The organism is Micromonospora sp. SL1-18 (assembly GCF_047921505.1).
In the GTDB taxonomy this organism is placed as follows: Bacteria; Actinomycetota; Actinomycetes; order Mycobacteriales; family Micromonosporaceae; genus Micromonospora.
Genome location: NZ_JBLROA010000001.1, coordinates 45,329 through 70,637, shown reverse-complemented (window position 1 = coordinate 70,637; position 25,309 = coordinate 45,329). Strand labels below are relative to the sequence as shown.

Below are 25,309 nucleotides of genomic sequence, written 5' to 3'. Positions count from 1 at the left end.
TCCCGACCCTGCTGATTCTTCTCGCATTCCTGCTGGTTAGGCGGATCGAGAAGAACGGCGGGAGCTTCGAGGTCGACTGGAAAACCGTCGCGTTCCGCATCAAGTATTCGTCCACACCTGACGGCCTCCACGGGCGTGCTGAGGCTCAGGGTCAACCCGCGCAACCCGAGGCGGCAGCTGCGTCTGACAGGCAGCTCGCCGACGGGGCCGCCCGACCTCCCGAGGGGGGTGGCGGCCCGTGACATAGACGCGAGGCGGTGCGGTGCCGGATGGCACCGCACCGCCCCTCTACTTCTGCACCTGGCGGATCGTGCCGCCGCCGCCCTTGCGCACGTCGGCGATCTCCGCGTCCGTCTTCGACGTGAACTCGCCGCCATGCCGGCCATCCCCGTAGGACAGCACGAACACCGTACTGCGCCGCTTGCCGCCGCAGTTGCAGCCCATCGGCTCCTCCTCCCCTACTTGCCGTGCACCGTGGCGGTCAGCGCCGCCACGAGCGTCTTGCGGTCCCGCCCAATCGACGCGGCGATCCGGTCCGCCTGCGTCGCGGTGGCGACGCGCTGCCGCTCGGCCGCGAACCCGGCCGCCACCGCGCGGCGCACGGCCGCGTCCAGGGCGGCCGGCGACAGCGCCGGCGTCTCCGGCCGTCGGCCGGCGTCCGGGTCGGACGGCTGCCAGCCGGTCCATCCGGAGGCGACCATCGCGTACGCCCGGCCGCCCGACGACCGGCCCCGGACCACCGGGAACCCGCCGACGTTGACGCACAGCGCCGCGACGAGCTGCCGGGCGCCGCCGATCCACCGCCAGTCCCCGGACAGCGGCGACCGGCGCAGCAGCTGCACCTGCTCCTCCGTCGCCTCCGGCACCAGCGACCCGGCCACCCAGGTGCCGTGCGCGTCCCGGCCGGCCCGCACCACCGCCACCTGCGTGCCCGTGTCGTCGTAGTGCGCCACGGCGGACGCCGCACTCGCCTGCAGATCGGCGTGCCCCGTGCCGGCCGTGATGTGCCCGACCGCCACCAGCTCCCCCTCGGCGGTCTGGATCTCCGGCCGGTGGAACCAGTCGAAGCCGCCCTCCTCCGGCGGCACCACGCACTGCCCGCCGGTCAGGAACGACAGGTGGCAGTCCTTGTCCGCCAGGTGCCCGAACACCCGGCCGTCCGCGGTGACCGTGATCGGCGTCAGCTCGGCCAGGCCCGGGTCGTCGAACCAGGCACGCGGCGGGTACAGCGACGCGACCTGCTTCTTCGCCGCCGCCGCGCCCGACGCCGCGACCGCCTCTTCCTCCTTCGGCTCCTCGTCTGCGGGCTCGCCCTCGGCCGGCTCGTCGTCGACGAGCTCCAGCTTCGCGTCGGGGAACGCCTGCGTGCCGACGAGCGTCACCGCCATGACCCGGCCCTTGGTCACCGTGATGTACGGATCCTCGCCAGCCTCCATGAAGGCTTCCCACTCCTCGTCGGACATGTCCTCGATCGGCGTGCCCTTCTCGTCGGTGAACATGAACTCGAAGTCGTCCAAGTCCACGCTCGGGAACAGCACCCCAGCGCGCAGCAGCTCCAGCGCCTCGCCCAGCTCCGGCACCGCGTCGATGAAGTCGCCCGCCCCGGACAGCCGGCTCTTCTGCACCTCGCCGGCCGTGATCCGGCCGATCGTCACCGCGCCCTCGTGCCCGGGGGCGTCCTCACGCGCCCACCGCAGCGCCAGGGGCAGGTCGCGGAACGACCAGTCACCGTCCGCCGCGAAGATCCGCCGGTCGCCCGACTTGGCACCCAGCGGCGCCAGCACACCCTTCCACGTCGCCATCTGCTTGCCACCCTTCGCGGCTGCCGCCGCCGTCACCGTGATGTCCAACCCGGTGGCCCGGTCACGCCGGGGCCACAGGTGCTTCGGGACCGCAGGCAGGGGCTCATCGGCCTCCACCTCGATCATCGTGCAGCGGCAGTTCACCGTCTGCCCGGGCGGCGCGGCCGGGTCGCCCGGGTACCGCATCGGTATCCCGCCGACCATGAACACGCCGTCGAGGGCGACCCGCTGCCCGTCCGCGTCCCGGTGGTCGTGCCGGGTCCGCTCGTCGTGCGTGGCCACCCACACCTTGTCCAGCTTCTCGTCGAACGCCTGCTCGGCGGTCAGCCACGCGGTCAGCGTCCCCGCGTTGTACGCGCCGATCGTCTCCGTCCGGGCGATCGTCACCGCCCGGTCCTCCCACGACCGCTCGCCCAGGATCGCCTCGATCGCGTCGCGGATGCGCGGCACGCTCGCGCCCTCGGCGGTGAGCTCGGCGACGGCCGCCGTCACCTGCTGCCACGCGCTGTCGGGCACGCCGACCAGCCGGTTCGGCAGCGCCGCCAGGTACTCGTCCTTCATCTGCGCGACCCGCAGCAGCTCCACGTCGCCGCCCGCGTCGGCGACTCCCGCCAGGAACGTCTGCTCGGCCGCCGGCACCAGGTGCACCGTCATCGCCTCGAACCACGCCTGCCCGGCGCCGGCGAGCGCGCTCGGGTCCGGCGGCAGGGCCGCGGCGGTGACCGGCAGCGTGACCGCCCGCGCGTCGCGCAGCCAGGCGCGCAGCGCCGCGCGGGCGGCCCGCAGCATCCGCCGCTCGGCGGCCACCACCCGCGCCTCGTGGTCGAGGCGCAGCGGCAGCCACGGGTCCTGCTCGGCCACGGCTCAGCCCCCCGGCGCGGGGTCCGGCTCGGTGGGGGCCAGGCCGGCGGGCGGCTCGCCGACGACCGCGACGGTCGAGGCCACCGACTGCACACAGTTCTCGACCCGGCTGACGGGCAGCCCCGACGGGTTCCGCACCAGTCGGTACAGCGTCAGCTTGTCCTCGGACAGCTCCAGCCGCACGAAGTCCTGGTCAAGCGCGATGCCCAGCGGTGCGAACGCCGCCTTGAGCTGCGCCAGGCTCACCTGCTCCGGGTCAACCATCAGTCTTCCTCCTTGCCTCGTTGCGTCGCGCCACGGCGTCCGGGTCGCACACGTGGCCGGCGTCGGTCAGCGGCGGCTGGTCGCCCTCCCACAGGTCGCCCCACCACCCGCAGGTGCGGCAGATCGTCCACCGCAGCCGCTCGCAGCCCTTCCCGCGCCCGGACCGCTGGCAGGCGTACCCGTGGGCGGGCACCAGGTCCGGCGCGAGGATGGTCACGCTCATGCCGGCACCAGCTCCCCGGCTCCGGTGGCGGCCAGGTGCTCGCGCAGCTCGTCGACGTCGTGCCGCGCGCCCGTGACGAGCAGCCCGCCGACGTACGCGGTCAGCGCCGCCGTCAGCTTCTCGTCGTCGACGTCGAGCTTCGCCGCCACGGCGGGCACCGCCGTCCACGCTCCGTCGAGGAGCCGGGGCACCGACGCCGGCGTGGACGGGCGCACCGTGTGGTACTCCCACGCCTTCAACCCCTGGTGCCGGTACCTCTCCCGGCCGAGCGCCCGCTTGCCGGCGATCTCCAGCGCCCGCAGCGCCAGGACCTCGCACGCGGCGACGAACGGCGCGCTCATCGGCCCGGCCGCTGCGGTGATCGCCGCCGGTTCGGGCGGGCCGCGGTCTTCGGTGTCGCCGGGCGGCGGCTCCGTCGTCGGCTCCTCGTCGGCGGGCGGATCCCCGCCGGGCAGCTCGCCCTGGGTCGGCTGCGGCTTCAACGCCTCCGGGTCGAGCTGCACGCTCACCCCGGCGACCTCCAGCAGCCGGGTCACCAGCAGCGGCCCGGCCGCCGGCACCGTGCGGATGATCTCCAGCAGCCGCCGCAGCTCCCGCTCCTCGTCGGTCGGCTTGTCGCCGTCGCCGAACCCGGTCTCGCGGCGCAGCGCATCCCCCGACAGCTCGCCCAGGCCGTACAGGTCCTTCGCGTCGGCGCCCTTGTCCGGCGTCTGCGTCAGCTCGCTGGTGTCGTACCAGACGATCCACCGGCGCGGGTCGGCCACACCCTGCGCGCCCTCCAGCGCCGGCCACAGCATCTGCTCGGTCAGCGCCGCGCAGAACAGCTCCAGCTTCGACTCGACGTGGTACTTGATCGTCGCCTCGTCGGTCATCCAGGCACCCCAATGGTTCGCCTGGGTCATGCCCAGCAGCATCTCCGGCGGGGCGTCCAAGCCCAGCGCGAGCCGCCGGATCGCGCCGTCCAGCATCGCCGGCACGGCGGCGCTCAGCTCCGTGGCGAAGCTGAGCAGCCGCGCCTTCTCCAGGTGCTCGGCGGGGCCCTGCACCACGATCGGGACGAGGGCAGCCACGCTGTCGCGGTCCTTCACCGCGGTGGTCATCGCCTCCGTCAGCGTCGACAGGAACGACGACACCCCGTCCTCGGCGTCCTCCTCCTGCTCGGGCGCAACGAAGCTCAGCTCGTTGGGTAGCAGCAGAATGCCCGCGCCGGCCAGCCGGGAGTCGATCTGCGACTGCACGTACTGCGTCAGCCGCTCGACCAGCCGCAGCACCCGCCGGTTGGACTGCACCTGGCTGGACGGCAGCGCGTGCTTGCGAGGGCTCGGCACCCAGATCCGCACGATGACCGTCTCGTCGGACTCCAGCTCGCGTGCCCCGTCGCCCTGGTCGAGCACGTACTTCCCGGCCCGCTCGGTCAGCTCCTCCACCGACGCGATGAACCACCGCTCCCGGTCGGTGGCCTTGCCTTCGGCGTCGCGTTCCGGCTCGCCGATCAGGTAACACTCGCCGGGCACGCCGAGTTGAATGCCGGCGTCGCGCAGCAGCTCGGCCTGCATGCTGGGGCCGCCGAGGAACGTCTCGTTGACGCCGGTCGGCGCCTGGTCGGGCGTCTCCATCGGACGGCCCTCGTCGTCGACCTGCGTGATGTATAGCCGGGCGCGACCCATCGCCTTCGCGATCAGGTCGACCAAAAAGGCGAACTCACCGCACTCCTCGTAGTGCCGCCACGCCTCGTCCTGCCACTGCTGCTTGGTGACCTTGCGCAGGCTGCCGCTGGAGTCGTAGCGCATCTTCGCCGCCGACGCGACGACCGCGGTCGCCTTGCCGACCGCGCTGTCGACGTTGGGCTTCGTGCCCCACCAGCCCATGCGCTACTCCTCGGGCTCGGCGCGCACGAGCAGGCCGGTCGCGTACGACAGGGCCAGCGCGACGGTGGGTACGTCGACCCACCAGTAGCCCGACCAGCGGGAAAGGTCGGACAGGTGCCACCAGGCGGTGGCCACCGGCACGGCGACCCACACGGACAAGCACCAGCGGCAGAGCAGCAGGTAGGCGAGCGGGCTGCCGTCGGGTAGCCGCCTGACGATCGCTTCGCGGGGTCGTCGGGTGATCTCGTCGGCGACGATCAGCCGCGCCATCCGCGCGACGAAGAGCAGCACCACCACGACCTCGATCAGCCCCGTCACAGCTATGAGCATAGGCAATGCCATTGCGGCCGGTTAGATCGAAGTCATGTGTCCGCGGAGCAACCCGGATTACCTCCGAGGGGTCAGGCGACGCCGAACCACCTCTGTTGCCACACGACAGGAAGGCAGTGGCGCTTCGGCCAACGCATCTGACCTCAGCGTCCGGATGATGCGTAGCTCGCGGCATGGCGGCACCGTGAAGCACGGACGACCCCCAGTCGACATCGTGTAGGTCGACTGGGTCGGTTACGGTCGTGGCAGGTGCTGTAGTTGCTTGCTTTATGACACCTCGCTACAGGCCAAGGTTGGCTCGCGCCCCCCGGAACAACTCCGCCACGCTCAGCTTCATCGCGTAGCTTGTCGGCCTGCCCTCCCACCAGTAGAAGGGGTACCGGCGACCCGATGCCTGATGCGATCGGTAGAGGCCATTGATGGCACCAGCGATCGAACGCGGTCCGGAGAAGACATCACCACCGGCGAGGCGGCATAGATCGTCGACGGTGAGCAGGCGACCGGGATAATCGATAAGCAGGTCGAAGAAGACCTTCGCCTTGCCCCGAACCGGCTGGTAGAACGCCTCAGCATCGGCAAGGTCAGAATCAGCCTCCCACTCGGGGTAGTCACGATGGCCATCGAGGCCAGTGTGCTGATCCCATAGTGGATGGCCGTCAGGCAGCACGAGCCCGCCGCCCGGCTCGCTCGGCTGGCGGGTCGCGTCTACGTCCAGCTGGCTCTTCAAACTGACCACTAACTGCTCTGCGCGAGCCCGCGACATCCTCAGCTCCATGTCCCCGATCGACACGCGTACCGGCTCTGACATCACTACCTCCCAAGCTTGAAGGGTAGCTAAAGGGTCCCATCCCTTTGGCACAACGGTCAAGAGGGGCGCAACCCTTTGGCATAGCTTCCCGAGCCGAGCGTGCGGCACGATGCAGATCGCGAGACTCGATCGAGACGGAGCGGCCAGGGTCCTCGCTTACTGAGGCGCTTCGGACGTTGCCACAACGTCCGCTGGTGGCCAATGACGTCGGCACGGGACCGACGTTCCGTAGGCCACGTCCGCTCTCAGCCGCCGTCGTTGATGTCACGAATGGATGTCAAGCGCCATCATGGCGTTGTGACGGCAGAAGAAGCATGGTTCCTCGGTGGACCCGTCGACGGCCGGCTGATGGCGGTTGAGGTGACCGTCGACGGTAGTCTGCCAAAGGCGGTAAGGCTGCCTCAGACTGGGCAATACGTCGAGTCGGCCGATCTCCCGGCGCCAGCGGTTGAGCACGTGTACGTCCTGACCGACCGTCCAGTGAGGCGTCGCCTCGGACCGCCAAGTCGGGTGGTTGAGCTGGGCAAATACGGCTGCGGTCGACTCTCGGCCAAGCTCATGCAGGGACCTGCGGCCCGATCTTGGCCGGCCGCCGCCACCCGCTGCGCCGATGTCCGGCCGCCGAGGCGACCGGCCGTGCCACTCCAAAGTGGCTGGTCAGAGTAAATGTCTGCCGATGTGGAGCGGGCATGCTCAGGCTACGCCGCCACGAAAACTTGACTCAAGTGTGAAGAAGTGGGCGACCGAGGAGCCCTAGACGACATGGAAATCTATCGGTACGAGCGGACCGAGGCAGGGCAAAGCCGTGTGGATGTATGAACGGGTGGGAGATGAGCCAGTTGCTCTAACCTGGTTACGTTGTGCTCTCGCCGACTTCTACATCCATGACCGCGCGCTGCTGCAAGGCCACGTCGGCGAGTGGGGAGTGACCTTCCGTCTCGGCCATCACCTCGCCCTCCGTTCTGATCCGGCGTGGGACGTCGACGCCGAGTACGACCGGCAGGGCAAGGACGGGGCCCGCAAGGTCCGCGACCACGAGGCGAGGACGCACATGCGACCTGACCTTGTGATACACCGACGGGGGTTGGGAGGCGCGGCGAGCAATCTCCTGTTCGTGGAGGTTAAGCGGATCTGGCGGTCGCCCGCGGGTGACCGTGACGACATCGACAAAGCGCGCCAAGCGGTGGTCCGACATGGGTACCAGTTTGCTGTCGCTCTCGGCATGCTGTCGGCCGGCACGGTTTTCTCACCCACCTGGACCGTGTACGCCGCCTCGCCACGGTCGCAACATGGCCCTTGCGCCGGGGCTGAGTTGGTCGCCCAAGCGCAGGCGGTGTTCGACGAGCCGGCGCTCACAGATCTCGAGGTAGCCGCCAGCCGAGTGGAGCGGATGCGCCAGCTTGGGGAGTGGCACCCTCCGGATTCCTTAAGCTCTGCCTAGTGGCGACGCCGGCCCGATTCGACTCCACCACCGGGTACTACCCGAATCGTCGGGGGCTTCGAAACCTCCACCGGTTGGGGCTCGTGCGTCTCTTTGCTATCCCAAGAACCGCGAGCGTGCTGACACTCCGGGCAGCGGCCACACCGATTCGGTCTGCCCGGCCGCAGGCAGACCTTGCAGTGGTTGAGGCGCACCTTTCGCTGTTGCTCACCCCAACTACTCCTCCTCGCCCGGCTCGAACACCTCACCGGTCAGGTCTTCAGCGGACCCTTCCCACGGCAGCGGCTGGACACGCCAGTTCTCGCCGTAAGCCCAGCGCTCCGTGGTTCCCTTGCCGTAGGCGCCGCGCTTCATGTCGAGGGTCGTGTTTCGGCCGACGATCTCAATGTGCCCGTCGTCGTAGACGCGGGCGTACACCTCGGCGCTGCCGTTCTCCGCGGCCCAGATCGGTCGTTTGACGAACGCGCCGTGCTTGCCCTTCGGCATGGAGTCCTCCTTCGGATCGTCGGGGCGTCCTATCCCGCCTGCCTCTCAATTCTCCTCGAAGTCGGCCTGCTCAAACTTCAGTGACTTTGCGTTCTCGCCAACGGTTCGGATTTTGTCCTCAGCGAAGCCTGTCCGCTTGGTAGCGGTGATCTCCACCTCGATGCTCAGCTCGACGTCGGGGTCAGCCGCAAGGTGCTGCAGCACTTCACGGTCGAGATCGGTGAGCAGTTTCATCCGGCGCACCGGGTTTGGGTCTACCTTGTAGACGCCGAAAAACCGGGTCGGTCGAGCCGGCTCGGCCTGCGTCGGAGGCTTAACCTCCGGCTTCGTGGGCTGGACGGGGGCGATTTCTCCGGGTGCCACGACCTCGACTGGGTGGCCGGCCTCGGCGGCCTTGGCCGCCTCCCGTTCGGTGGTTTCCAGGTCGCGTTGCGCCCGGGCCCACACGGCATCAACAACAAGGGTCGTGTCGACGATCTGGCCGAAGCTGTCTTCGTGAGGTAGGGCCAGGCCTTCGTACCGGCCGGTGTCCTCGTTGTAACCGGTGGCCAGGGCGAACCCAACCACGTTCCAGGCGATCTCATTCATCCCAGCCCGGATGCCCTCATCGAGCACCTGCCGGTTCTTCAACCGTGCCAGGTAGGGGTACCGGCAGTACAGGGACCACAGTTCGCCGACGCTGACGTGCCCGGCTGACCACAGCCGGTCGAGCTTCTGCTCCAGGTCGCGGCGAATGTTGGCCGGGCCATGTACCACCCGCAGCAGGTCGGACTGGTGCAGTTTCGCGCTGGTCCGTACGCCCAACCGAGCGTCGGAGCCTTCGGCGCGGACGACCTCCCACTGGATGGGCTTGGTCGCGTCGGGCTGCACCGGCACGAGCGCCCAGGTATAGGTCTCCGGGATGCGCAGGTTGACGGCACGGTCGGCGTCATCCCGACGAGTCTTGGCCTGCTTGGCCTGGTCCGGGGTGAGGTTGCGCTCCACCACCGATCCGGCGATCACATCCCAGGCCAGGTACTGGCGGACCGCCTCCTCAAGCTCCTCCAACCGTTTGCGGTCCGGCGCCAGGAATACCAGCATGTTGCGGTTGCGGCGCTGCGAGGACCCGCGCGCGTCCAACGTTCGGCGAGCGAAGCCGAATGCCGCCGAATTCTCGTCGCCTCGGGCGTGCGGGTACTGCGGATGCAGGATGACTAGACGCGCTTCCGGGTCGTCGCGGACGTCGCCGGTGGACTCGGGCACGGCGTGTACGGCCACGAAGTCACCAGGAGTCTTCGGTTCGGTGGCGCGCACCCGCCGGCTGATCTCGGCCCAGACCTCCTCGGGCCGGTCCCGCAGCCGGTCAGCGTGGTCCCGCGCCGAGCGCAGCACTGACTCCTGCAGGTCGTACCACCAGCGGCCGCCGTCGTTGTAGAGGTAGGTGGCGCGGTCCCCGAGTAGGTGCAGGGCGGAACCGAAGTTGCCGACCTGGTCGCCGGGCACGGCCACGCCCAGCCAGACGCGCTGCTGCTCGATGCCCTTGTGCGCGCTCCCCAGTGTTGGCGCCGATCCCATGAAGATGGTGCGGGCGATCCGGCGGGTCAGCGCCCGCTGCCCGAACACCGACCGGCTCGCATCGACCGCCGCCGGGCTGGCCCCGGGTCCGTCGACGTCGGCGTCGATGATCGCCTTCCAGGAGTCTTCCAGGTACTGGGTGATCTCATCGCGGGCGTCGGTGACGTCCAGTGGGATGCTGCCGGTCATGATCAGCGGGGCAGCGTCGCCGGACACCCACAGCGCGTGCACGACCTTGGACAGCAGTCTCAGCACACCCCGGGTTCGCTGGAACTTTTCTAGAGTCGACCAGTCGTTGTAGAGCCGGTCGAACAGTTCCGGATGCACCGGATAGGCGGCGCGGATCCGGGCCTCGTAGTCGGGCTCAGAACAGCCGCTGGGGAACTCGCCCTTGTGCTGGTGGTAGAACTGCGTGAACTGCCTTGCCACCGCGGCGATGTCACGCATGCCATCGCCGCTCGGCGTCTCGAACAGCCGCCGGCGCACAATCTCGAACGACTCCTGCGCGGTGGCCGGCCGCCACTGGTCGGCAACTCGACGCACGACATGCTGCAGCTGAGCCAGCGCTTGCTGGCCGTTGACTCCGCCAACCTCCAGCTCAGCCCCGCCGGTGCCGCCACGCTTCGGGTCAGCGTCGCTGGACGCGGGGATCGACACCACCAGCAGCGCCCCGGGCACCGCCTTGACCGCCTCCGTCAGCGTCTGGGCGAATGTGAACTGGGTGGAGAAGCTTCCCCCGGCGAGATCGTCGCGGCCATACAGCAGCCTGGCGTAGGCGACCCACTCGTCGATGAGGATCACGCACGGGGCGTACTCGCGGATCAGCTTGGTCAACGCTGCGCCTGGATTCGTGCGCTCCACGTCGGCGGCGGCGATCCTGTCGTACGCCGCCCGCCCGCCCAACTGCCAGGCCAGCTCACCCCACATCGTATTGATCTTGGTGCCGTCCTCTTTCGGCTCCAATCCGTAGGCGTGCAGGTGGTTGCCGACGAGCACCACTCGACGTACCTGCGGGCCCAGGGCGGCGAGATCCGTGCCAGCCAGCAGCTCCTGGACCTCTTGGGGATACGAGGTGAGGGGCAGCCCGGAGAAGATGTGATACAGCGCCAGCATCGAGTGGGTCTTGCCGCCACCGAAGCTGGTCTGCAGGTTGACGACGGGGGAAGCATTGCCGTCGCCTGAGATACGTCGTACAGCCCGCGACAGCAAATCGCGCAGGCCCTCTGTCAGGTAGGTGCGACGGAAGAACTCAACTGGTTCGCCATATTCATCCGACTCTGCGTCACCCAGTGCGACGTTGTGCAGGTCCGCAGCGAACTCGGCTGAGTGAAAGTTGCCTTCTCGGACGTCTCGGTGGGGGGTAATGACATCACGCCACGCCTTGAGCCCCATGCCCTCTACGAGCTGGGCCGAGCTGCTACGGACGACCCGCTGGGTCTCCTTTTCGTGCACCAGCCGCTGGTGCTCCACCTTCGACTTCCGGACCTCCTCGGCCTCCCCCACCGCGCCCATCGCGGTGAGCAGCCGCCCGATCGTGTCCAACGCCCGATAGGTGTCATCGCTGCCGAAATTGGCGTGGTGCGCCCACCGGTTTCGCACATCGCGCAGCTCGCTGGCGTAGCTCTGCTCCGTACGAGACAGGGAGTCCTTGAAGACCCGCCACTCCTCGGTCAGCAGACGCAGCAGCAGCGACGGGTCGCTTTTCGACAGCTCAGGCCGCTTACCGAACTTCTGCTCGTCCCGCCGGGCCAGCAGTTCCAGCCAGTCCACCGGGCTGTCCGCCACAGCGGCGGCCATGTGACGGTCCACGAACGGGGCCGCGCCGGCCGCAAACATCTCCAAGGCCCGGCCGACCCGGTCCCGGTTGCTGATCGCCATCCGTCCGCTCCCCCGCTACTCGTCAGTGCCGAAGTCGAACGCGCCCTGCACGGGACGCGATGCGGATACGGTACGGGCCGCACGATCCACATCAGACCAGGAGGTAACAAGGTTATTGAACCGCAGCGCCTGCGGCGCCCAGCCCTGCTTGTCGCAGATCGAGAACAGCAGGTAGCCCAACTCCTTCACCGCGTCCATGTCCACGTACGGCTGCGCTTCGGCCATAAACTGCGCCGCGGCATCGACGCCACGGTCCTCCAGCCGTCGCAGCAGGTGGGCCACGATCTCCCAGACCGTCACCCGTTCGTCCCGTGCCGGGTTATAGCTGTCCGGCAGATCCTCAGGCGCAATGAGCCTTACCTTGCCAGCCCGCGCCCGAAGCACGCCGGCTCGTTCCAAACCCGCGACGGAAGTGTTCATAGCCTTGGCGAGAGTCTCGGCGCTGCCAAACTGCCCCTCAGCCCAACCATGCTGCTCGAACCACTTCAGCGCGAACCGGCTGTCAGCATCCAGGTCCCCCTCCTGCTCGGTCAGCACCTCGGCTAGCACCTGATTGATCAAGGTCAGGGCAGTTCGCACCCGCATCTGCGATCCGTCTGGCTCGGCCACGTGAGCATAGGAGCTGAAGATTCCCATGCCCGGCCCAATCGCCGCCTGGGCCAAGTCGACAGGGGCGATGCTGCCTTGTTGCAGCTTGCGCAGTGCCTCCGGGAGCTGGCCGCGCAACACCGTTATCAGGCCACGCCGGTCCGTCGTCTTGGCCGACTCCGCGCGAGGCCGGCATGCCAGCACGATCGAAGACGCCAGAGCATTGGACTCAATGCCACGCATTCGGTTGCCCAGCTCGGTTCGGATGGGCCACGTACCTGTCACCGCCCACCCGGACCGGATCATCCCTTCCAGCAGGGTCTCCCACCCGGTCGATGCCTCGCCGCGGTCATCACTCTCCGATTGTTTGAACGCATAGAACACCGCGATCGGGTAACCATCGGGCGTGCCTTCACGCACCCGAGCGAAGACCCGCTCAAAGCCCTCCTCGAAGAACCGCTCCGCACTCCCGGCATCGCCATGCCTAAACGGGTCGGCAACGAGCTCCTCCGTTTTGGGCGTCAGGACCGTGCCAAGTGTGTTTGGAAGAGTGTTACCGAGAGAACGCCGGAGCCACACGTAGAAAAAGTCGGAAAGGTCAGCATAGCCAACGTTGTCATAGTAGGGGGGGTCGGTAGAAACCAAGACATCTCGGTAATGCCGGCTGGACGCGTTGGCTTGTTTGACCACCGGATGGCCCTGTGCAGGCACCTCAGCCAGTGCCTTGAGGAGATTTCCCAGGCTAATTCCAAACCCTCCCGCAGCGAGACCAAACGGATAGGTCTCCGCAAAGTCCCACAGCATGGGGATCGCCTGCCGGGTAAAGAGGTGCCGAACTTGAGTCTTAGTGTTCTCCCACATGCATAGGGCGTTGGCAATATCAGCGAGGCGGCTGACGCCGAGGCCAAGGTAGAGGGCGACTGAGTCGGCATAAGCTTGGGCACCGGCCCCGCCGCCTTCGAGGGGATCACCGGCAGCCCAGCCTTTAGCGATGCCATCCGCGAGCACTCGCTCCCGGGCTTCTTCCACCAGGTCGCTGAAGGCAGCCAGCGCCACTAATTGCCGATTGGTGAAGAGATCAGCATGCCGTGTCATGCCATAGCCCTGCACCCTGAAGCCGAGAGCCTGCTCAGGCAAATCCGTTTCTGGCACATCAACTGGACGCGCGACAGCGGCCGCCTGCTGATGCTCGTCGTTCGGTGGGAGGTAAACCCTTCGGCGACCACCTTCGGCGACAATAGCCATGAGCTGAGCGCCAATACGACGAGCTTTGCCTTCAGCCCTCACATGGGCCAGGGGTACCGGATCGCCGCAGCCCACGCAGACGGCACCTGTGCGCGAAACGGTGCCATCAGTACTCTTGTTCGGCGCGTTCGCCAGACCATGCCCGATACTAAAGACAACGCGGCCGTGCTCGACGGCTGGGACGACGTAGGCTTCTTGTCCCTTCTTTTTGCTCAACCACCACGAACGCACGAGCGGGGTGTGGATACGGCAGGCGGGATTCAAGCAGCGCACGGTACGTGCCCAGATCCAGGCAATGACCGCAGCTTTGGTGCCGTCGGACAGCTTGGCTTTCGGGTAGAGGTGGCCGATGCGCTTCTCAGCTTCGTCCCGCATCCACTGGCCATAGCGGCGCACATCCTCTACGAGTCCGCTATTGCCGGCCCAGTTGTGGATCTGGGACTCGGTGGCGCCCGGGAACACTGCAGGTCTACCCGCCCACTTCGGCGGGATTTCGATGAGGGCTTTGTTGATCAGCACGGGGACGGGGTTGAGGTCGGAGGCGTGAGCTTGCAGACCAAGCCGCTGCGCCTCAAGGGGGATGGATCCGCCGCCGGCGAAGGGGTCGAGAATGGCTGGCGGGTTGCCGTCGCAGGACTTCCAGATCTCGGCCCGTGCCTTGCCGAGCACGTCTTGGCTGTTTACTTTCTCCCACACCACGAGCTCTTCCATGATGCCGAAGAGCCGCTTGCGTTCAGCGGCCTGCGACTCTTCGTTTGGGAACTGGTCAGGGTGCGATGAGGGGTCGTCGACCAGCTGAGCGAAGAGCACGGCGCGGCAAGCTGCAAGAGGCCGGCGGGCCCACCACAGGTGCAGGGTCGAGGGATGGCCGTGGCGGATCGACTTCTCTCGCGCGGACTCCCGGTTGATCGCCTCCAGCGGCAGAGCTACCTCGATCAACTTACGCTTCTGTACCTCAGTCACCACACGCTCCCCACAGGCCCGGTGCCCCGGATATTGTGCCGAACGGCACCTCGGCGCCGTCATCGGCCTGATCGGTAATGCGAATCACCATGGTTCCGCGCCCTTTGCCCACATTTTCGCCCACTTGCCCGTGAGGCCGGTCGACTCAAAGTTCCCGAACTCGGTGCGGAGGAAGGGGTTGGCCAGATAACGGACCTGATCGTTGGCTGGGCCCCTGTCGAGGTCTACCTCCACCATCGCCAGGCGGTAGGCGTTGCCGGCGTTCTTCGCGTGGAAGACTTCGGTGCGAGTCACGAAGAAGTCGATGGCGCCGGTCACCCGGCCCTTCACCTCAATGTCAATGCGGCCGGCAGTGTCAGGCGAGCGGGACTGGATGTCGTATCCGGGGTTGTTGTGCGGCATCTCCTGCGGGGCACGGCCGAGGGCGCGTTCAGCGGCAAGCACGGCGTCGACGGCGCGGCGTTCGACGATGGTGGTGTCTGTGGCATGGGATGCGACCGCGGCGGCGGCCCCGGCCAGTTTGTCGAGGAGGCCCTGCGGGAGGACGACCGCCGCGCCGGCCAGCAGTGGCGGCTGGGGTGCGAGAGCTTCCTCGCGGTCGAGCTCAGCCAAGCGGCGTTCCAGCCGTCGTTCGAGGTCTTCGGCCCGCCGCCGGGCCGTCTCGGGTCGCATCCGTACGGGTTTGCCAGCCTGCACGGCGGCGGCGATTGCTGCTTCCTCCCCGTACCAGTAGTTGATCTCCTGGATGAGTCGCTGCTTGACCTGGCTTCTGGTGCGTTTGACCAGAAGTCCGACGCGGTCACGGACCTCGGCCAGGTGGGTGGCCATGCCGTGTTCGACTGCCCACGCGGTGGCCAGGTCTTCCGCGCCTGCGGCCAGCCACTCTGCCGATAGAAGGTCGGCGACCAGAGCCTGCTCCGGCCCCCGTAGACCCCGGTAGTCCAGGTACGGGGCGGGTCCGGCCGATCGGGCCGTGCCGTCGGGGGTGAGTTCGACGAACTCGAAGCGTTCGGACACCGGCACGGGCGGGGTGTGCCCGTCGACGATCTGCTGGGTCAACGCGACGAGGATCCGCAGCTGGTCGCTAGGGTCGCGCTCGTCGACCAGGATGGCGCCGCGGCGCAGCAGGTCGCCATGGCGTTCAATCGTCGCGTCGACGACCGCGTCGAGCAGCGGATGACCAGGGGCGAGCAGGTCAGCGCGGGGCTTACCGTCGATTCGGGTCTGATCGCGGTCAAAGCAGACCCGCTCGTAGCGGCGCAGTACCGGCCCGCCGAGGCCACCCCGGGGGCTGCGGTCCCGCAGCGCCGCCGGCACGTTCGTGATTTCGAATCGGCCAGCCTCGCGCCGGTTGATCCGGCCCCCCAGCTCGGCGAAGGCGCGGGTGAAGAACGCTTCGATGAAGTGCGGTTGGAGCCGGCGAGCCTGGGCTTCCTCCATCTGGCGGCGTACGGCTTCCAGGTCGGCTTTACCGAACAGGTCGTGATGCAGCGCCCGCTCGGCGAGTAGGTCTTTGAGCCCCTCCCCCACTCGTGAGTCGATGACGGTGTGCAGCCATTGCCGCGTGTTGGGCTGATCACCGAAGCGGATCGCGTCGACCAGCAGCTCGCGTAGCGGCTGGCCGACGAAGGCTTCCCCCAGGACGTCGAAGACTTTGTCGCTGCCCAGCGCCTTGCGCTGCTCCTCGAGCTTGGCGAACAGGCGCAGAAACACCTCGCCCTCGCGGGTGTCCTGGGCGATCAGGTTCCACAGGTGGCAGGCCTCCGTCTGGCCGATGCGGTGGATGCGGCCGAAGCGCTGTTCGATGCGGTTGGGGTTCCACGGCAGGTCGTAGTTCACCATCAGATGGGCGCGCTGGAGGTTCAGCCCTTCGCCGGCGGCGTCGGTGGCCACCAGGACCAGGGAGTCTTTGTCCTGCGTGAAGACCTCTCGGATACGGCGGCGTTCTTCGCGTCGCGTGCCGCCGTGGATCGCCACTACGGCATCGGGCTGGCCGAGCAGGGTGCCGATCTGGTCGACGAGGTAGGTGAGGGTGTCGCGGTGCTCGGTGAAGATGATCAGCTTCCGGAGCCTGCCGGCTTTGTCGCGCATCGCGGTCGGGTCGAGCAGTAGGTCGCGGAGCTCGGCCCACTTGCGGTCGTCGCCGGAGTGGCGAACCTTGCGGGCCAACACTTCTAGGTCTGCCAGGACACCGATCTCGTGGTCCAGCTCGGCGGCAGTTCGGGCGGCGCTGGCTGCGTCCACCACGTCCTCTTCGAGGCTTTCCAGCTCTTGGGCGTCGAGCTCGTCGAGCTCTGTGTCCAGATCCTCCGCCCGATCGGTCTCCAACAGAGAGGAGAACCGGCGGGCAGCAAGCGGATCGGGTGTGGGCCCGTACTGGAGTTCCTGCTTACGGTCTTCTAGCCGCTTGCGGCGGCGCTCCAACGATCGGAGAATCGCCTCTGGGCTGGACGCGAGCCGGCGCTGCAAGACCGTCAAGGCGAATCCGACGGTATTGCCCCGGCGGCCTTCACCGGCCTGCTTGAGTGCGTCTGCGCGGCTCCACTCGTGACGTACGTAGGCGGTGACCGCCTCGTACAGCTCATGCTCAAGGCCCGACAGCGGGTAGGCGACCGTCTCGGCGCGTCGCCGCGGGAACAGCGGCTTGCCATCGAAGGTGAGCAGCTCTTCCTTCACCATCCGGCGCATCAGCCCTGCGGTGTCTAGGTTGTGTGCCCCCGCGCGGTAGCGGCCCTCGAAACGGTCGGCGTCCAGCAGCGCCATGAACAGCTGGAAATCCTCCTCCTTACCAGCGTGCGGAGTCGCGGTCATGAGCAAAAGATGCCGCGTGATCCGGCCCAGCAGCCGACCCAACTCGTAGCGGCGGGTCGTCTTCAACTCCCGGCCGAAGTAGTGCGCCGACATGCGGTGCGCCTCGTCAACCACCACGAGATCCCACTCGCTGCGCTCGAGGATTGCTGTCAGCTCCTCAGACCGAGAAAGCTGATCCATACGGGCGATCAACAGCGGATGCCGATCGAACACCGTGCCGCCCAGGTTCGCCTCAGCCAGGTCCCGAGTTAGGAGGTCAAACCGAAGGCCGAACTTGTCTAGCAGCTCCTCCTGCCACTGCTCGACCAGCCCACCCGGTGCCACCACCAAACAACGAGCCAGGTCGCCCCTCAGCATCAGCTCCTTGATGTAGAGCCCCGCCATGATGGTCTTCCCGGCGCCCGGGTCATCGGCCAACAGGAACCGCAACGGTGTTCGCGGCAGCAGGTCCCCGTAGACGGCCTTGATCTGATGTGGCAGCGGCTCCAACTCGCTCGTGTGCACCGCCAACATCGGATCGAACTGGCCAGCCATCCGTATCCGCAACGCCTCAGCAGCAAGCCGGAACAGCGAACCATCCCCGTCGAACATCCGGCGGGCCGTGTGCGACTCCTCCACCGTCAGGGCAGCCGCATCGGCCGGGTAGACCAGCCGCTGGCCCGTCAGGCCATCCCCGTACTCGTAGGTGACCTTCACAGCCGCAGAGCCGATCGGCTGCACGGCCAGCACCGTCACCGTCATGCCCGGGACGACGCCAACGACGCGCGCACCAGGCGTGATCGCATCAAACGCGGGGTTCTCGCTGATCATCGACATCCTCGGGCTGAACGGGACCAGATGCCGGTCACTCTACGTCGCCCATGCGACACCAGCTGGCGACCACCGGCGCGATCGGTCCTCACTGTGCATGTGGCGACAGGTAGCAGAGCAACCAGATGGCGGTCCATAGTGAAAGCTCGGCCGATGGGCGAAGACCAAGCTGACCCTGCCTACCCCGCCAGTCGCCGATCGAAGGGACCGCCACGTGAGCACCGACCGGGAAGAGCTGGCGCGACGCTTCACTGCGGAGATGCACGAAGGCGTCGACACACTGGCCGCGCTGGGCTATCCAGCAAGACGGTTCCAGCTCATGCTGCGTGAGTACCAGGGCGTGGAGACAGCCCGCAAACTGGTCCTCAGTGACAACCCTTCCGACGGCCTGTGGCGCCTCAAGCAGATGGGCAAGCTCGACATGAGCGTCGAGATGTGGGTCTTGCTCCCCTGGTATGAAGAACTCTTCGACGAAGCCGTACGCGACCGCGCGTACCGCAGGCTCCGAGCGATGGACTTCGACGTGGATGCTGAGATACGCCGCCGCACCAACCCGGCACCTTGACGCCGACGCCCCCTGCCATCCCGTTCGCCGTCGACCCACCCATCACGGGAGCGTGCCGCCGCCCGGTGCGCCACGTCAGGCGGGCCGGGACGCCGTTCAGACGCTGGCGCGTCGGGGCGGTGGCCTGCTCGGCTTGCCCCGGATTGGGCTGGTGGGGGTCAGCCGTCGAACAGCGTCGGGTCGCCTGGCGCGTACGGCTTGTCCACCCATACTCCTTCGATGCGGCGGACTCGCCCGAAGTCGGTGTCGGTTGACATGAACACATCGACGGCGGCCTCAACCGCCGAGGCCAGATGGGCGGCATCGAAGCCTTTCAGACGATGCTCGTACCCGAGTCGCCTCGCTCGTAGCGCAACCCTGCGGCTGAATTCGACTCGCACGATGTGCGGGCTGTCGAGGAGTTCGATGACCTGCCGGTCGCGATCCGGCGGGTACGGATCGTTGTTGCCGTAGCCGCGAACCTCCACATACGAGAACGTTGAGATGGCGACGGTTAGCTTGCCAGCCTCGGCAAGGCGTAGAACCTCGAGGACCGGCTCCCCGTCCGGCCGCTTCATGATCGCATAGATGAGCGCGTTGGAATCCAGGTACACCGATGAGGGGTTCTTAGGACGCTCCACGGATCTCCCCCAGGTAGTCCGTTGGGTCCATGCCCCCCGTCAGGTCGGGATCGATCCCGAATAGATCTGTCACCGGCGGGCCTTCCCCATGGTCCGGGAGTCGCTCCAGCGATCGCACTTTGATGCTGATCAGCCGGTCGTCGATGTCGCGGGTGATTCGGCCGGCGATTTCGACACGGTGCCCGAGAGCCGAGCTGATCTCGTCCGTCTGGGCCGCGGCGAAGGTTACGGTGATCCGTTCCCCGGTCCGCTCATGCCATAGCCCGGCCTCGCGGCGCTGGTGGACCGATATGGCGTCGAGCCTGCCGATCACTGACCCGATCGACTGCCGACGTACCTTGAGAGCTGCGACTAGGTGCTCCGCGGCGTGTCGGGTGATCGTGACGTCGCGGACAACGCGGCCCCGGTCGAGTAGTTCCACCACCATGCCGTCGACCGCCAGCAACCCGAGCATGTGGGCTAATTCGGCTCCCATGGCGGCTGCCTTCGTGTCCCACCCCCGTGGTAGGCCCTCGCGCTCTTCGGCCTCCGCCAGGCCGTTAACTGCTGCCCCAGCTACCCGGTCCAGCGTGTTGGTTGTTGCACCCCTCTTAAGGCGATTCGGGGCCAGGGTGGTGACGAGACTTCCGAGCTGCACCGCCGTAATGCCCCATGTGCTGCGCTCGTCTGCGCGGGATGCCCGTTTGTCGAGCGCATTGTCTTCTAGGTGGCCAAGCAGGCTGAGGAATCGATCAAGGACCGCTAGGGCGCGGCGGGCGTCTGCGGAACCTTCAGGTCCCGGCAGCGTCACTCGCAGCTCTGTGGTCATGTGCTCAGAGTGCCACAACTAGTTGCGGCGAGACATCATGTCGATCTGGCTCATTTTTGGCCGTACAGCCACTGCCGTCCATGCGCGGACCCAATGCCGGCGACGGCTCGGCCCACCCGAGCCAGCCAATGTGGCGACATGCGCCCGAGCACGGGTGACTGCGACAGGCGCGAGCGGCGGGACGTGGCCGCCCACGCCCCGCCCGCTTCCAGGTCACAGCAGATGCCGCTCCTTCGCCAGTTGTCCCAGCATGCCGGCCGTCGCGGGGACCAGCGTTACCGTCAGCCCACCCCGGGGGAGATCGAGGTGAAGGTGCCCCGCAAGGAGAACGTCGACTCCTGCCGATCTACGAGCGCCACATCTCCCGCGCTGCGGGCGTTGCGCTGGGCGAGGGATGGACGGTCACGGTCGCCAGGGCCGGCTTCCTGCGCGGCCTGCGCTGATGCGATCCGGACAAACGGGAGGACATAGATCCCGGCGGGCCGTTTTCGCCATGCGGTAATGACGTGCGTTTACGTGTGTAAACTGGAGGCGTGGTGGAGGAGCAGTTCCGCTGGGACGAGGAGAGCTACCGGGCGATCGCCGCGAACGGCGTGACCTGGCAGGACGCCTCATATGTCCTACGTCACGGACGGCCGCGGGTTCGCCGCCACATCGGGGCGCTGCTGCACATCGCCGCGCACGCGCCCAACGGCTCCATCATCGGGGTCACCCTGATCGAGGAGAGCGACGACCAGTACCTCGTCGTCAGCGCCCGCCGCTTGGAGGACGACGAGCGCGACGCCGTGGCGAAGATGCTGTCAGGAGGCAGGGGATGAACCGCGAAGACGCTCTCAACGCCGCCAACGCAGCGGTCGACTGGACCGCCGGCGAGGTCGAGCACCAGCCGCGGCCGGTCAAGTCCGTGTACTCGATCCGACCGGGCGAGGAGCTGGCGCGCTGGCTCGAGGACGAGGCCGACCGACTGGGTACCGACCCGGGCCGGTACCTAAAGCAACTACTCGTCGACGCTCGGGCCCGCGCCGCCGCAGCCGAGGACCCGACCGTCACCGTGCGGCTATCCGAGCTACACCGGGCCATCGACCAGGCCGCAGGCCTAGCGGCGGCCTGACGCCCGTGGCTGAGCCCACCAGGCTCGTCGAGCCGGCAGCCAGCTTCGCCTCCACCGACTTCTGGCGCCGGCTCACTCGGGGCGTCCGTGGACACGACGACCACCCGCTCATGCTCGTCGGGTTGGTTGAGAACACCGCCCGCTACGACCTGCGGTGCAACCGCTGTGAAAGCGTCCTCGTCGAAGTCCTCGTCGAGCGGGCGGCCGCCTGACCCGGTGAGCATCCCGTACGCCACAGGCACCTCGGCCAGCCGCACGCCGCCGTTGTGGCGCAGCTGCGCGCCGGCCCGCCGCGCGGTGGCGACCTCGAACACCACCGTCGCCGGCGGTCGCGTCGGGCAGCCAGGTCACGCCATCCGGTCTGCCGGCTCGCGGGGGGTGCCTCGACCGCGTCCTGATCTGTGTCGTCTTGGGGCCGTCGCCGGGTTCAGGGTGAGCGCGCCGCGCCATTCGCCCTTCCCGATCTGCGCCCGCCGCGCCATGCCGGTCCGGCATGATCGCGGCAGGGGGCCGGATGAGCACGGTGCGCAGCCATGGCGGCTCGGCCCGGCCGGGGTGACCCTCGGCCGGGCCGAGCCGGTGCTGCGGCGGCCGGTCGCCCCGATGCTGTCGGCCCCGATAGGCGCGGTGCCGCAGGGGCCGCGCCTGGCCTACGAACCCAAGTGGGACGGCTTCCGCGCTATCGGCTTCGTCGAGGTGGCCGGCGTCTACCTGCAGTCGCGCGCCGGCAAGAACCTGACCCCGTACTTCCCGGACATCACCCGGGCGATCCGCCACACCTTCCCACCGGGGGTGATCCTCGACGGGGAGCTGATCGTGTGGGAGCGGGGGCGGACCAGCTTCGCCCGGCTGCAGCGCCGGATCACCGCCGGCCGGGGCCTGCTGATGATGGCGCGGGACCACCCGGCGCACTACGTCATGTGGGATCTGCTCGCCGACGCCGACGGCCACGTCGTGATCAACGCGCCGCTGCTCGAGCGGCGGGCCCGGCTGGCGGAGCTGCTCGAGGCCGCGCCGGCGCAGCTGACCCTCACGCCGCAGACCACCGACATGGACGAGGTGGGCGATTGGCTGACCACGTACACGGCGGCCGGGATCGAGGGGGTGGTCGTCAAGCGGCTGGACGGCCGGTACGAGCCCGGCCGGCGCGGATGGCAGAAGTTCCGGGTGCGCGCGGCGACCGAGGCGATCGTCGGCGGGGTGACCGGCAGCCTCGGCAACCCGAGCACGCTGCTCCTCGGTCGGTTCGATCGACGGGGACACCTGCGCTATACGGGAAGGACGCACCCGCTGACGATGCCCCAGCGTCGGCAGCTCGCGCCGCTGCTGTCCCCACCCCGGCTGCAGCGCCGGGGCATCATCGCGCACCCCTGGCCGCAGCCGCTGCCCGCGAGCTGGAGCGGGCAGCTGGACCGACCCGAGCCACTGCGCTACGTGCAGGTGGAGCCGACGGTGGTGGCTGAGATCGAAGTGGACACCGCCTTCGAACACCGGCGATGGCGCCACCGGGTGTGGTACGTGCGTCCGCGACTGGACCTGTCGGTGTACGACGTGCCCCTGCTGCTCGGCCACGAGGCCGATCCGTTCTGGGACGCCGCGGCCGGGGCGTGAACGTGCGGGTGGCTCAACGTCCGACCGCCGGATAGGTGAGTTCGCATCCTGGCTGCGTAGCTCGGCTCGTGGTCTGCCCTACGCCGGGCTTCCGGGTCGGAGTCGTTCAGCCGCTGCGCCCAATCAGCGGCAACAGCGCAAAGTTCCCGCCGTAGTTCCTGCCGCTCGCCCGGCGTTATGTCACGCCTGATCCGGCTGCCTCGTTTTGTGGCCTCGCACTTGGCGGGCGGGTGACTGACCCGATCAGGCTGCTGCCGTCACGTCAGGCGCCTCTCCTCGGAAAGCCGGGCGAGCATGCCCGCCACGGCGGCGACCAGCATCGCAGCATCCGCACGGGTGTACTCGAACGTCTTGGCCGCCCCACTCGGCCTGTGCATTGCGCCAGACAGGTTGGCATACAGGGCCTCTAAGGTGAACGCAAACCGCTCGGTTAGCGACCTCTGTTCCTCGGGGCGAGGCTCGGGGCTCTCCGCCTCTCGCTTCTTTACGGCCCGGACCACCGCATTCGTCCGCTGGGACTTCCGGACCAGCTCCAGCGTCGAACGCGCGGCGACCAGCGCCCCCTTGATCTCGTTGTTCCGCAAGAGCGTCCGGGCCTCGCGTAGCTCGTTCCACGCCGCGGCGTAGTCCGCCCCGCCGACCATCGGTACCAGGACCTCGACGACGCCGCCCGCGTTCACCTGCTCCATTTGCTTAGACCACTCGCCACCGCCGATGTGGAAGCTGCCGTAACCGGTACGCACCTGCAGCATGGACGGGTCACCCTCGACGGAGGTCACCGTGAACGCCGCGTTCAGGTGCACCTCCTCACCCCGCCTCAGCTCCTCGATGACGCGCAACTGCTCGTCGCTGACGAATCCGACCAACTCGAACTGGCTGGACCGCACCTGCGGATTGATCGAGTGCCGCGCCTCCATCACGCCGAGCAGCTTCTGGTCCTGGCCCGACGTTCGGCACACATAAACCAGCGCCGACACTTGGAACGGCGAGCCGTTCGGCGCGTCGTTCTGCCGGCTGACATCGAAGCGGAGGCTGACGTGCGCGCCGCCGACACCGGGGTACAGGCTCAGCATGTGCTGCTCGGCCTTGATGTACAGCCGGTCGTTGTTGCCGAGCTCGATCAGGGCTGTCATTGGCTCACCGTCTCTCTGGGCGTTGGCCATTCCACTATGAACGCGTACACCCTACGGACCGCCACCGACATACCCCTCGACATCTGGCCGCCGTGCCTTCACCCGCCATTCGGCCCCAGACTGCTGGTCCGCTTGACGGACTAGCCGCAACCTCACTGAGCTACCCGCCGCTGCTGAGAAGCACCCACATGAACGGCTGCACACCGCCTGCCGGCGCCCGGTGAACGTCGCGGACGGCCGCACGAGCTGTAGCCAGGAATTGGGCGGCGAGGTCCTCGACGCGGTAGCGCGGGGTGGGCAGCCCTGAGCAGCGGGCGGAGCCACCGGCGGCGACGGTTCCACCACAAGGCGCCCGCTCGGGGCGAGCCGTGCAGCACATCCCGGTAGGCCGGCCCGCGGGCTCAGTCCCTAGCCCACGTTGAAGACAACGGCGGTCGCAGGTCGGTAGCCTTCTTGACTCGTTGCCCCCGCCCGTCGGGCCTCCAGCCAGGTTGGCAGCTCTTCATGAAGGCCCTGTCCTTCTGGCAGCCCGCTCGCAAGTTGGCCGTTACTTACGACGTCCGACGCCAATCCCGTCCAGTCCCAGAGCTGAGCCGGGAGCTCCCGCACGATCTGACTTGGCTGTCCAACATCATCCTTGCGGTCGCCGAATAGATGGGACCACGGCCGGCTGTAGCGTAGATGCTCCTCCAACGCCCTACGACCGTTCCGCGGTTCCCCCTGGTGACGGCCGGCAACAGCACTCGCTGGCGCGATCGCACAGCCGAAGTCCTCGAGATAGGCGTGCACACATGCTTTTTGATCACTGCCGTGTGGTGCCGGCGCTATGCGTTTTCGGCAGCCGGCGTTGGGGACGCCCTTCGGCCACGAGCCAGGCCAGCCGTTATAGAAGCAGTAGAATGCCCAGACGTTGTCCCGCTGTGCCTGCTCTAGCAGCAGCTCGTACTGCCGGCGGCCCCTGACGCGGTGGCCGAGCTGGGCATAGATGCCGTCATCGTCAAGTTTCTTGGCCTGGAATCGCAGCCCAAGCCAGTGTGTGGCGTCGCTTCCTACCCACCACTCGAAGTCGGCGCCGTTGTAGGGCTCCTCAGTCTTGTCGAACTTGTAGACCTCGATCGGCGCACCTAGTCGATCCAGCTCGAACAGGTTGTGGTCGGTAAGTGACTCCTCACCGAAGGCTAGCCCCCGTGACGGTCCGACCGAAATCTTGTGCCACGTTTGGGCAGCGAGATCATTAAGCATGCCGACGAGGAGCCGAATGTCCTGTTTGGTGCCTATTTGTCGCAGGGGGGTCCGCTCGATCACACGATTAGCAAAACATCGCGTGTCCAACAACTGCTCGACAGCATCCACGAGATCGTGCCCTCCGGCACAGCCTTTCACCTACAGTGGCCGGGGTGGCCGGCCAGCCCTGCAGCTGGCTTTCGGCGCGTTGGTGTAGCTCCACGCCGCTTGACTGCCCAGTCGCATCCGGCGTCCCGGCCACCATCTCTCGACTCCGCAGCTTTAGTACACGTGTTCGAGTAGCC

The 25,309-nt window shown here is 67.8% G+C and carries 21 protein-coding genes and 1 pseudogene; 6 read left to right on the top strand and 16 right to left on the bottom strand.

Annotated features, from left to right (window positions below; all coding sequences use genetic code 11):
- Nucleotides 1–288 precede the first annotated feature (288 nt).
- The 7 genes from ACNAW0_RS00330 to ACNAW0_RS00300 all read right to left on the bottom strand — a co-directional run bounded on the left by ACNAW0_RS00330 (nucleotide 289) and on the right by ACNAW0_RS00300 (nucleotide 6,156).
- A complete protein-coding gene (locus ACNAW0_RS00330) occupies nucleotides 289–444 on the bottom strand; it encodes a hypothetical protein (protein WP_416285585.1) in 156 nt (51 codons plus the stop codon).
- A 14-nt stretch (nucleotides 445–458) separates the two neighbouring features.
- Entirely contained in the window at nucleotides 459–2,663 is a 2,205-nt protein-coding gene (locus ACNAW0_RS00325; protein ID WP_416285584.1) for a phage minor head protein, read from the bottom strand.
- 3 nt (nucleotides 2,664–2,666) lie between these two features.
- Complete coding sequence (locus tag ACNAW0_RS00320; RefSeq protein ID WP_416285583.1) at nucleotides 2,667–2,927, bottom strand: hypothetical protein; 261 nt, start codon at nucleotides 2,925–2,927, stop codon at nucleotides 2,667–2,669.
- The gene (locus tag ACNAW0_RS00315) at nucleotides 2,920–3,150 is read right to left on the bottom strand and encodes a hypothetical protein (RefSeq protein ID WP_416285582.1); all 231 of its coding nucleotides are present in this window, start codon (nucleotides 3,148–3,150) and stop codon (nucleotides 2,920–2,922) included. Before ACNAW0_RS00315 ends, ACNAW0_RS00320 begins: the two co-directional genes overlap by 8 nt.
- Entirely contained in the window at nucleotides 3,147–5,018 is a 1,872-nt protein-coding gene (locus tag ACNAW0_RS00310) for a hypothetical protein (RefSeq protein WP_416285581.1), read from the bottom strand. Before ACNAW0_RS00310 ends, ACNAW0_RS00315 begins: the two co-directional genes overlap by 4 nt.
- A 3-nt stretch (nucleotides 5,019–5,021) precedes the next feature.
- On the bottom strand, nucleotides 5,022–5,336 hold the full coding sequence (locus tag ACNAW0_RS00305; protein WP_416285580.1) for a hypothetical protein: 315 nt from the start codon (nucleotides 5,334–5,336) through the stop codon (nucleotides 5,022–5,024).
- A 292-nt stretch (nucleotides 5,337–5,628) separates the two neighbouring features.
- Nucleotides 5,629–6,156, bottom strand: coding sequence for a DUF6416 domain-containing protein (locus tag ACNAW0_RS00300; RefSeq protein WP_416285579.1), 528 nt, complete (start codon nucleotides 6,154–6,156; stop codon nucleotides 5,629–5,631).
- A gap of 811 nt (nucleotides 6,157–6,967) precedes the next feature.
- Here ACNAW0_RS00300 and ACNAW0_RS00295 point away from each other — a divergent pair.
- Nucleotides 6,968–7,597 carry a hypothetical protein gene (locus ACNAW0_RS00295; RefSeq protein ID WP_416285578.1) on the top strand — a complete coding sequence of 210 codons (630 nt, stop codon included), beginning with the start codon at nucleotides 6,968–6,970 and terminating at the stop codon, nucleotides 7,595–7,597.
- 216 nt (nucleotides 7,598–7,813) lie between these two features.
- Here the strand turns inward: ACNAW0_RS00295 and ACNAW0_RS00290 are convergent, their stop codons facing one another.
- The 5 genes and pseudogenes from ACNAW0_RS00290 to ACNAW0_RS00270 form a co-directional block, all read right to left on the bottom strand.
- On the bottom strand, nucleotides 7,814–8,083 hold the full coding sequence (locus tag ACNAW0_RS00290; RefSeq protein ID WP_416285577.1) for a hypothetical protein: 270 nt from the start codon (nucleotides 8,081–8,083) through the stop codon (nucleotides 7,814–7,816).
- 45 nt (nucleotides 8,084–8,128) lie between these two features.
- Nucleotides 8,129–11,149: an ATP-binding protein gene (locus tag ACNAW0_RS00285; RefSeq protein ID WP_416285717.1), complete on the bottom strand. Its 3,021-nt coding sequence runs from the start codon at nucleotides 11,147–11,149 to the stop codon at nucleotides 8,129–8,131.
- 6 nt (nucleotides 11,150–11,155) lie between these two features.
- A pseudogene (locus ACNAW0_RS00280) lies at nucleotides 11,156–11,473 on the bottom strand (Swt1 family HEPN domain-containing protein); the annotation flags it as partial.
- Between the two features lie 57 nt (nucleotides 11,474–11,530).
- Nucleotides 11,531–14,311, bottom strand: a complete 2,781-nt coding sequence (locus ACNAW0_RS00275) for a DUF1156 domain-containing protein (RefSeq protein WP_416285576.1) — start codon at nucleotides 14,309–14,311, stop codon at nucleotides 11,531–11,533.
- Nucleotides 14,312–14,395: 84 nt separating this feature from the next.
- A complete protein-coding gene (locus ACNAW0_RS00270; protein ID WP_416285575.1) occupies nucleotides 14,396–17,932 on the bottom strand; it encodes a helicase-related protein in 3,537 nt (1,178 codons plus the stop codon).
- Between the two features lie 214 nt (nucleotides 17,933–18,146).
- On the opposite strand from ACNAW0_RS00270, the gene ACNAW0_RS00265 reads away from it, so the two are divergent.
- Nucleotides 18,147–18,497 carry a hypothetical protein gene (locus ACNAW0_RS00265; protein WP_416285574.1) on the top strand — a complete coding sequence of 117 codons (351 nt, stop codon included), beginning with the start codon at nucleotides 18,147–18,149 and terminating at the stop codon, nucleotides 18,495–18,497.
- A 158-nt stretch (nucleotides 18,498–18,655) separates the two neighbouring features.
- Here ACNAW0_RS00265 and ACNAW0_RS00260 read toward each other — a convergent pair whose 3' ends face one another.
- Both ACNAW0_RS00260 and ACNAW0_RS00255 read right to left on the bottom strand, forming a co-directional pair.
- Entirely contained in the window at nucleotides 18,656–19,090 is a 435-nt protein-coding gene (locus ACNAW0_RS00260) for a type II toxin-antitoxin system VapC family toxin (protein ID WP_416285573.1), read from the bottom strand.
- Nucleotides 19,091–19,103: 13 nt separating this feature from the next.
- Nucleotides 19,104–19,925: a hypothetical protein gene (locus ACNAW0_RS00255; protein WP_416285572.1), complete on the bottom strand. Its 822-nt coding sequence runs from the start codon at nucleotides 19,923–19,925 to the stop codon at nucleotides 19,104–19,106.
- Between the two features lie 533 nt (nucleotides 19,926–20,458).
- Here ACNAW0_RS00255 and ACNAW0_RS00250 point away from each other — a divergent pair.
- The 4 genes from ACNAW0_RS00250 (at nucleotide 20,459) to ACNAW0_RS00235 (ending at nucleotide 22,647) form a co-directional block, all read left to right on the top strand.
- Entirely contained in the window at nucleotides 20,459–20,743 is a 285-nt protein-coding gene (locus tag ACNAW0_RS00250; protein WP_416285571.1) for a hypothetical protein, read from the top strand.
- Nucleotides 20,740–21,036, top strand: coding sequence for a hypothetical protein (locus ACNAW0_RS00245; protein WP_416285570.1), 297 nt, complete (start codon nucleotides 20,740–20,742; stop codon nucleotides 21,034–21,036). Before ACNAW0_RS00250 ends, ACNAW0_RS00245 begins: the two co-directional genes overlap by 4 nt.
- 5 nt (nucleotides 21,037–21,041) lie before the next feature.
- On the top strand, nucleotides 21,042–21,248 hold the full coding sequence (locus tag ACNAW0_RS00240) for a hypothetical protein (RefSeq protein WP_416285569.1): 207 nt from the start codon (nucleotides 21,042–21,044) through the stop codon (nucleotides 21,246–21,248).
- 220 nt (nucleotides 21,249–21,468) lie between these two features.
- Nucleotides 21,469–22,647 (top strand): ATP-dependent DNA ligase, encoded by a 1,179-nt coding sequence (locus ACNAW0_RS00235; RefSeq protein WP_416285568.1) that lies wholly within the window; start codon nucleotides 21,469–21,471, stop codon nucleotides 22,645–22,647.
- Nucleotides 22,648–22,904: 257 nt separating this feature from the next.
- Here ACNAW0_RS00235 and ACNAW0_RS00230 read toward each other — a convergent pair whose 3' ends face one another.
- Together ACNAW0_RS00230 and ACNAW0_RS00225 are read right to left on the bottom strand one after the other, a co-directional pair.
- Nucleotides 22,905–23,780 (bottom strand): hypothetical protein, encoded by an 876-nt coding sequence (locus ACNAW0_RS00230; RefSeq protein WP_416285567.1) that lies wholly within the window; start codon nucleotides 23,778–23,780, stop codon nucleotides 22,905–22,907.
- A 408-nt stretch (nucleotides 23,781–24,188) separates the two neighbouring features.
- Entirely contained in the window at nucleotides 24,189–25,085 is an 897-nt protein-coding gene (locus ACNAW0_RS00225) for a DUF6615 family protein (protein ID WP_416285566.1), read from the bottom strand.
- Nucleotides 25,086–25,309 lie beyond the last annotated feature (224 nt).

Coding starts and splice junctions, on each gene's coding strand:
- ACNAW0_RS00245 (WP_416285570.1), top strand. CDS start 20,740: ATGAACCGCGAAGACGCTCTCAACGCCGCCAACGCAGCGGTCGACTGG.
- ACNAW0_RS00320 (WP_416285583.1), bottom strand. CDS start 2,927: ATGGTTGACCCGGAGCAGGTGAGCCTGGCGCAGCTCAAGGCGGCGTTC.
- ACNAW0_RS00255 (WP_416285572.1), bottom strand. CDS start 19,925: ATGACCACAGAGCTGCGAGTGACGCTGCCGGGACCTGAAGGTTCCGCA.
- ACNAW0_RS00290 (WP_416285577.1), bottom strand. CDS start 8,083: ATGCCGAAGGGCAAGCACGGCGCGTTCGTCAAACGACCGATCTGGGCC.
- ACNAW0_RS00315 (WP_416285582.1), bottom strand. CDS start 3,150: ATGAGCGTGACCATCCTCGCGCCGGACCTGGTGCCCGCCCACGGGTAC.
- ACNAW0_RS00230 (WP_416285567.1), bottom strand. CDS start 23,780: ATGACAGCCCTGATCGAGCTCGGCAACAACGACCGGCTGTACATCAAG.
- ACNAW0_RS00295 (WP_416285578.1), top strand. CDS start 6,968: ATGTATGAACGGGTGGGAGATGAGCCAGTTGCTCTAACCTGGTTACGT.
- ACNAW0_RS00330 (WP_416285585.1), bottom strand. CDS start 444: ATGGGCTGCAACTGCGGCGGCAAGCGGCGCAGTACGGTGTTCGTGCTG.
- ACNAW0_RS00300 (WP_416285579.1), bottom strand. CDS start 6,156: ATGTCAGAGCCGGTACGCGTGTCGATCGGGGACATGGAGCTGAGGATG.
- ACNAW0_RS00270 (WP_416285575.1), bottom strand. CDS start 17,932: ATGATCAGCGAGAACCCCGCGTTTGATGCGATCACGCCTGGTGCGCGC.
- ACNAW0_RS00310 (WP_416285581.1), bottom strand. CDS start 5,018: ATGGGCTGGTGGGGCACGAAGCCCAACGTCGACAGCGCGGTCGGCAAG.
- ACNAW0_RS00285 (WP_416285717.1), bottom strand. CDS start 11,149: ATGGGCGCGGTGGGGGAGGCCGAGGAGGTCCGGAAGTCGAAGGTGGAG.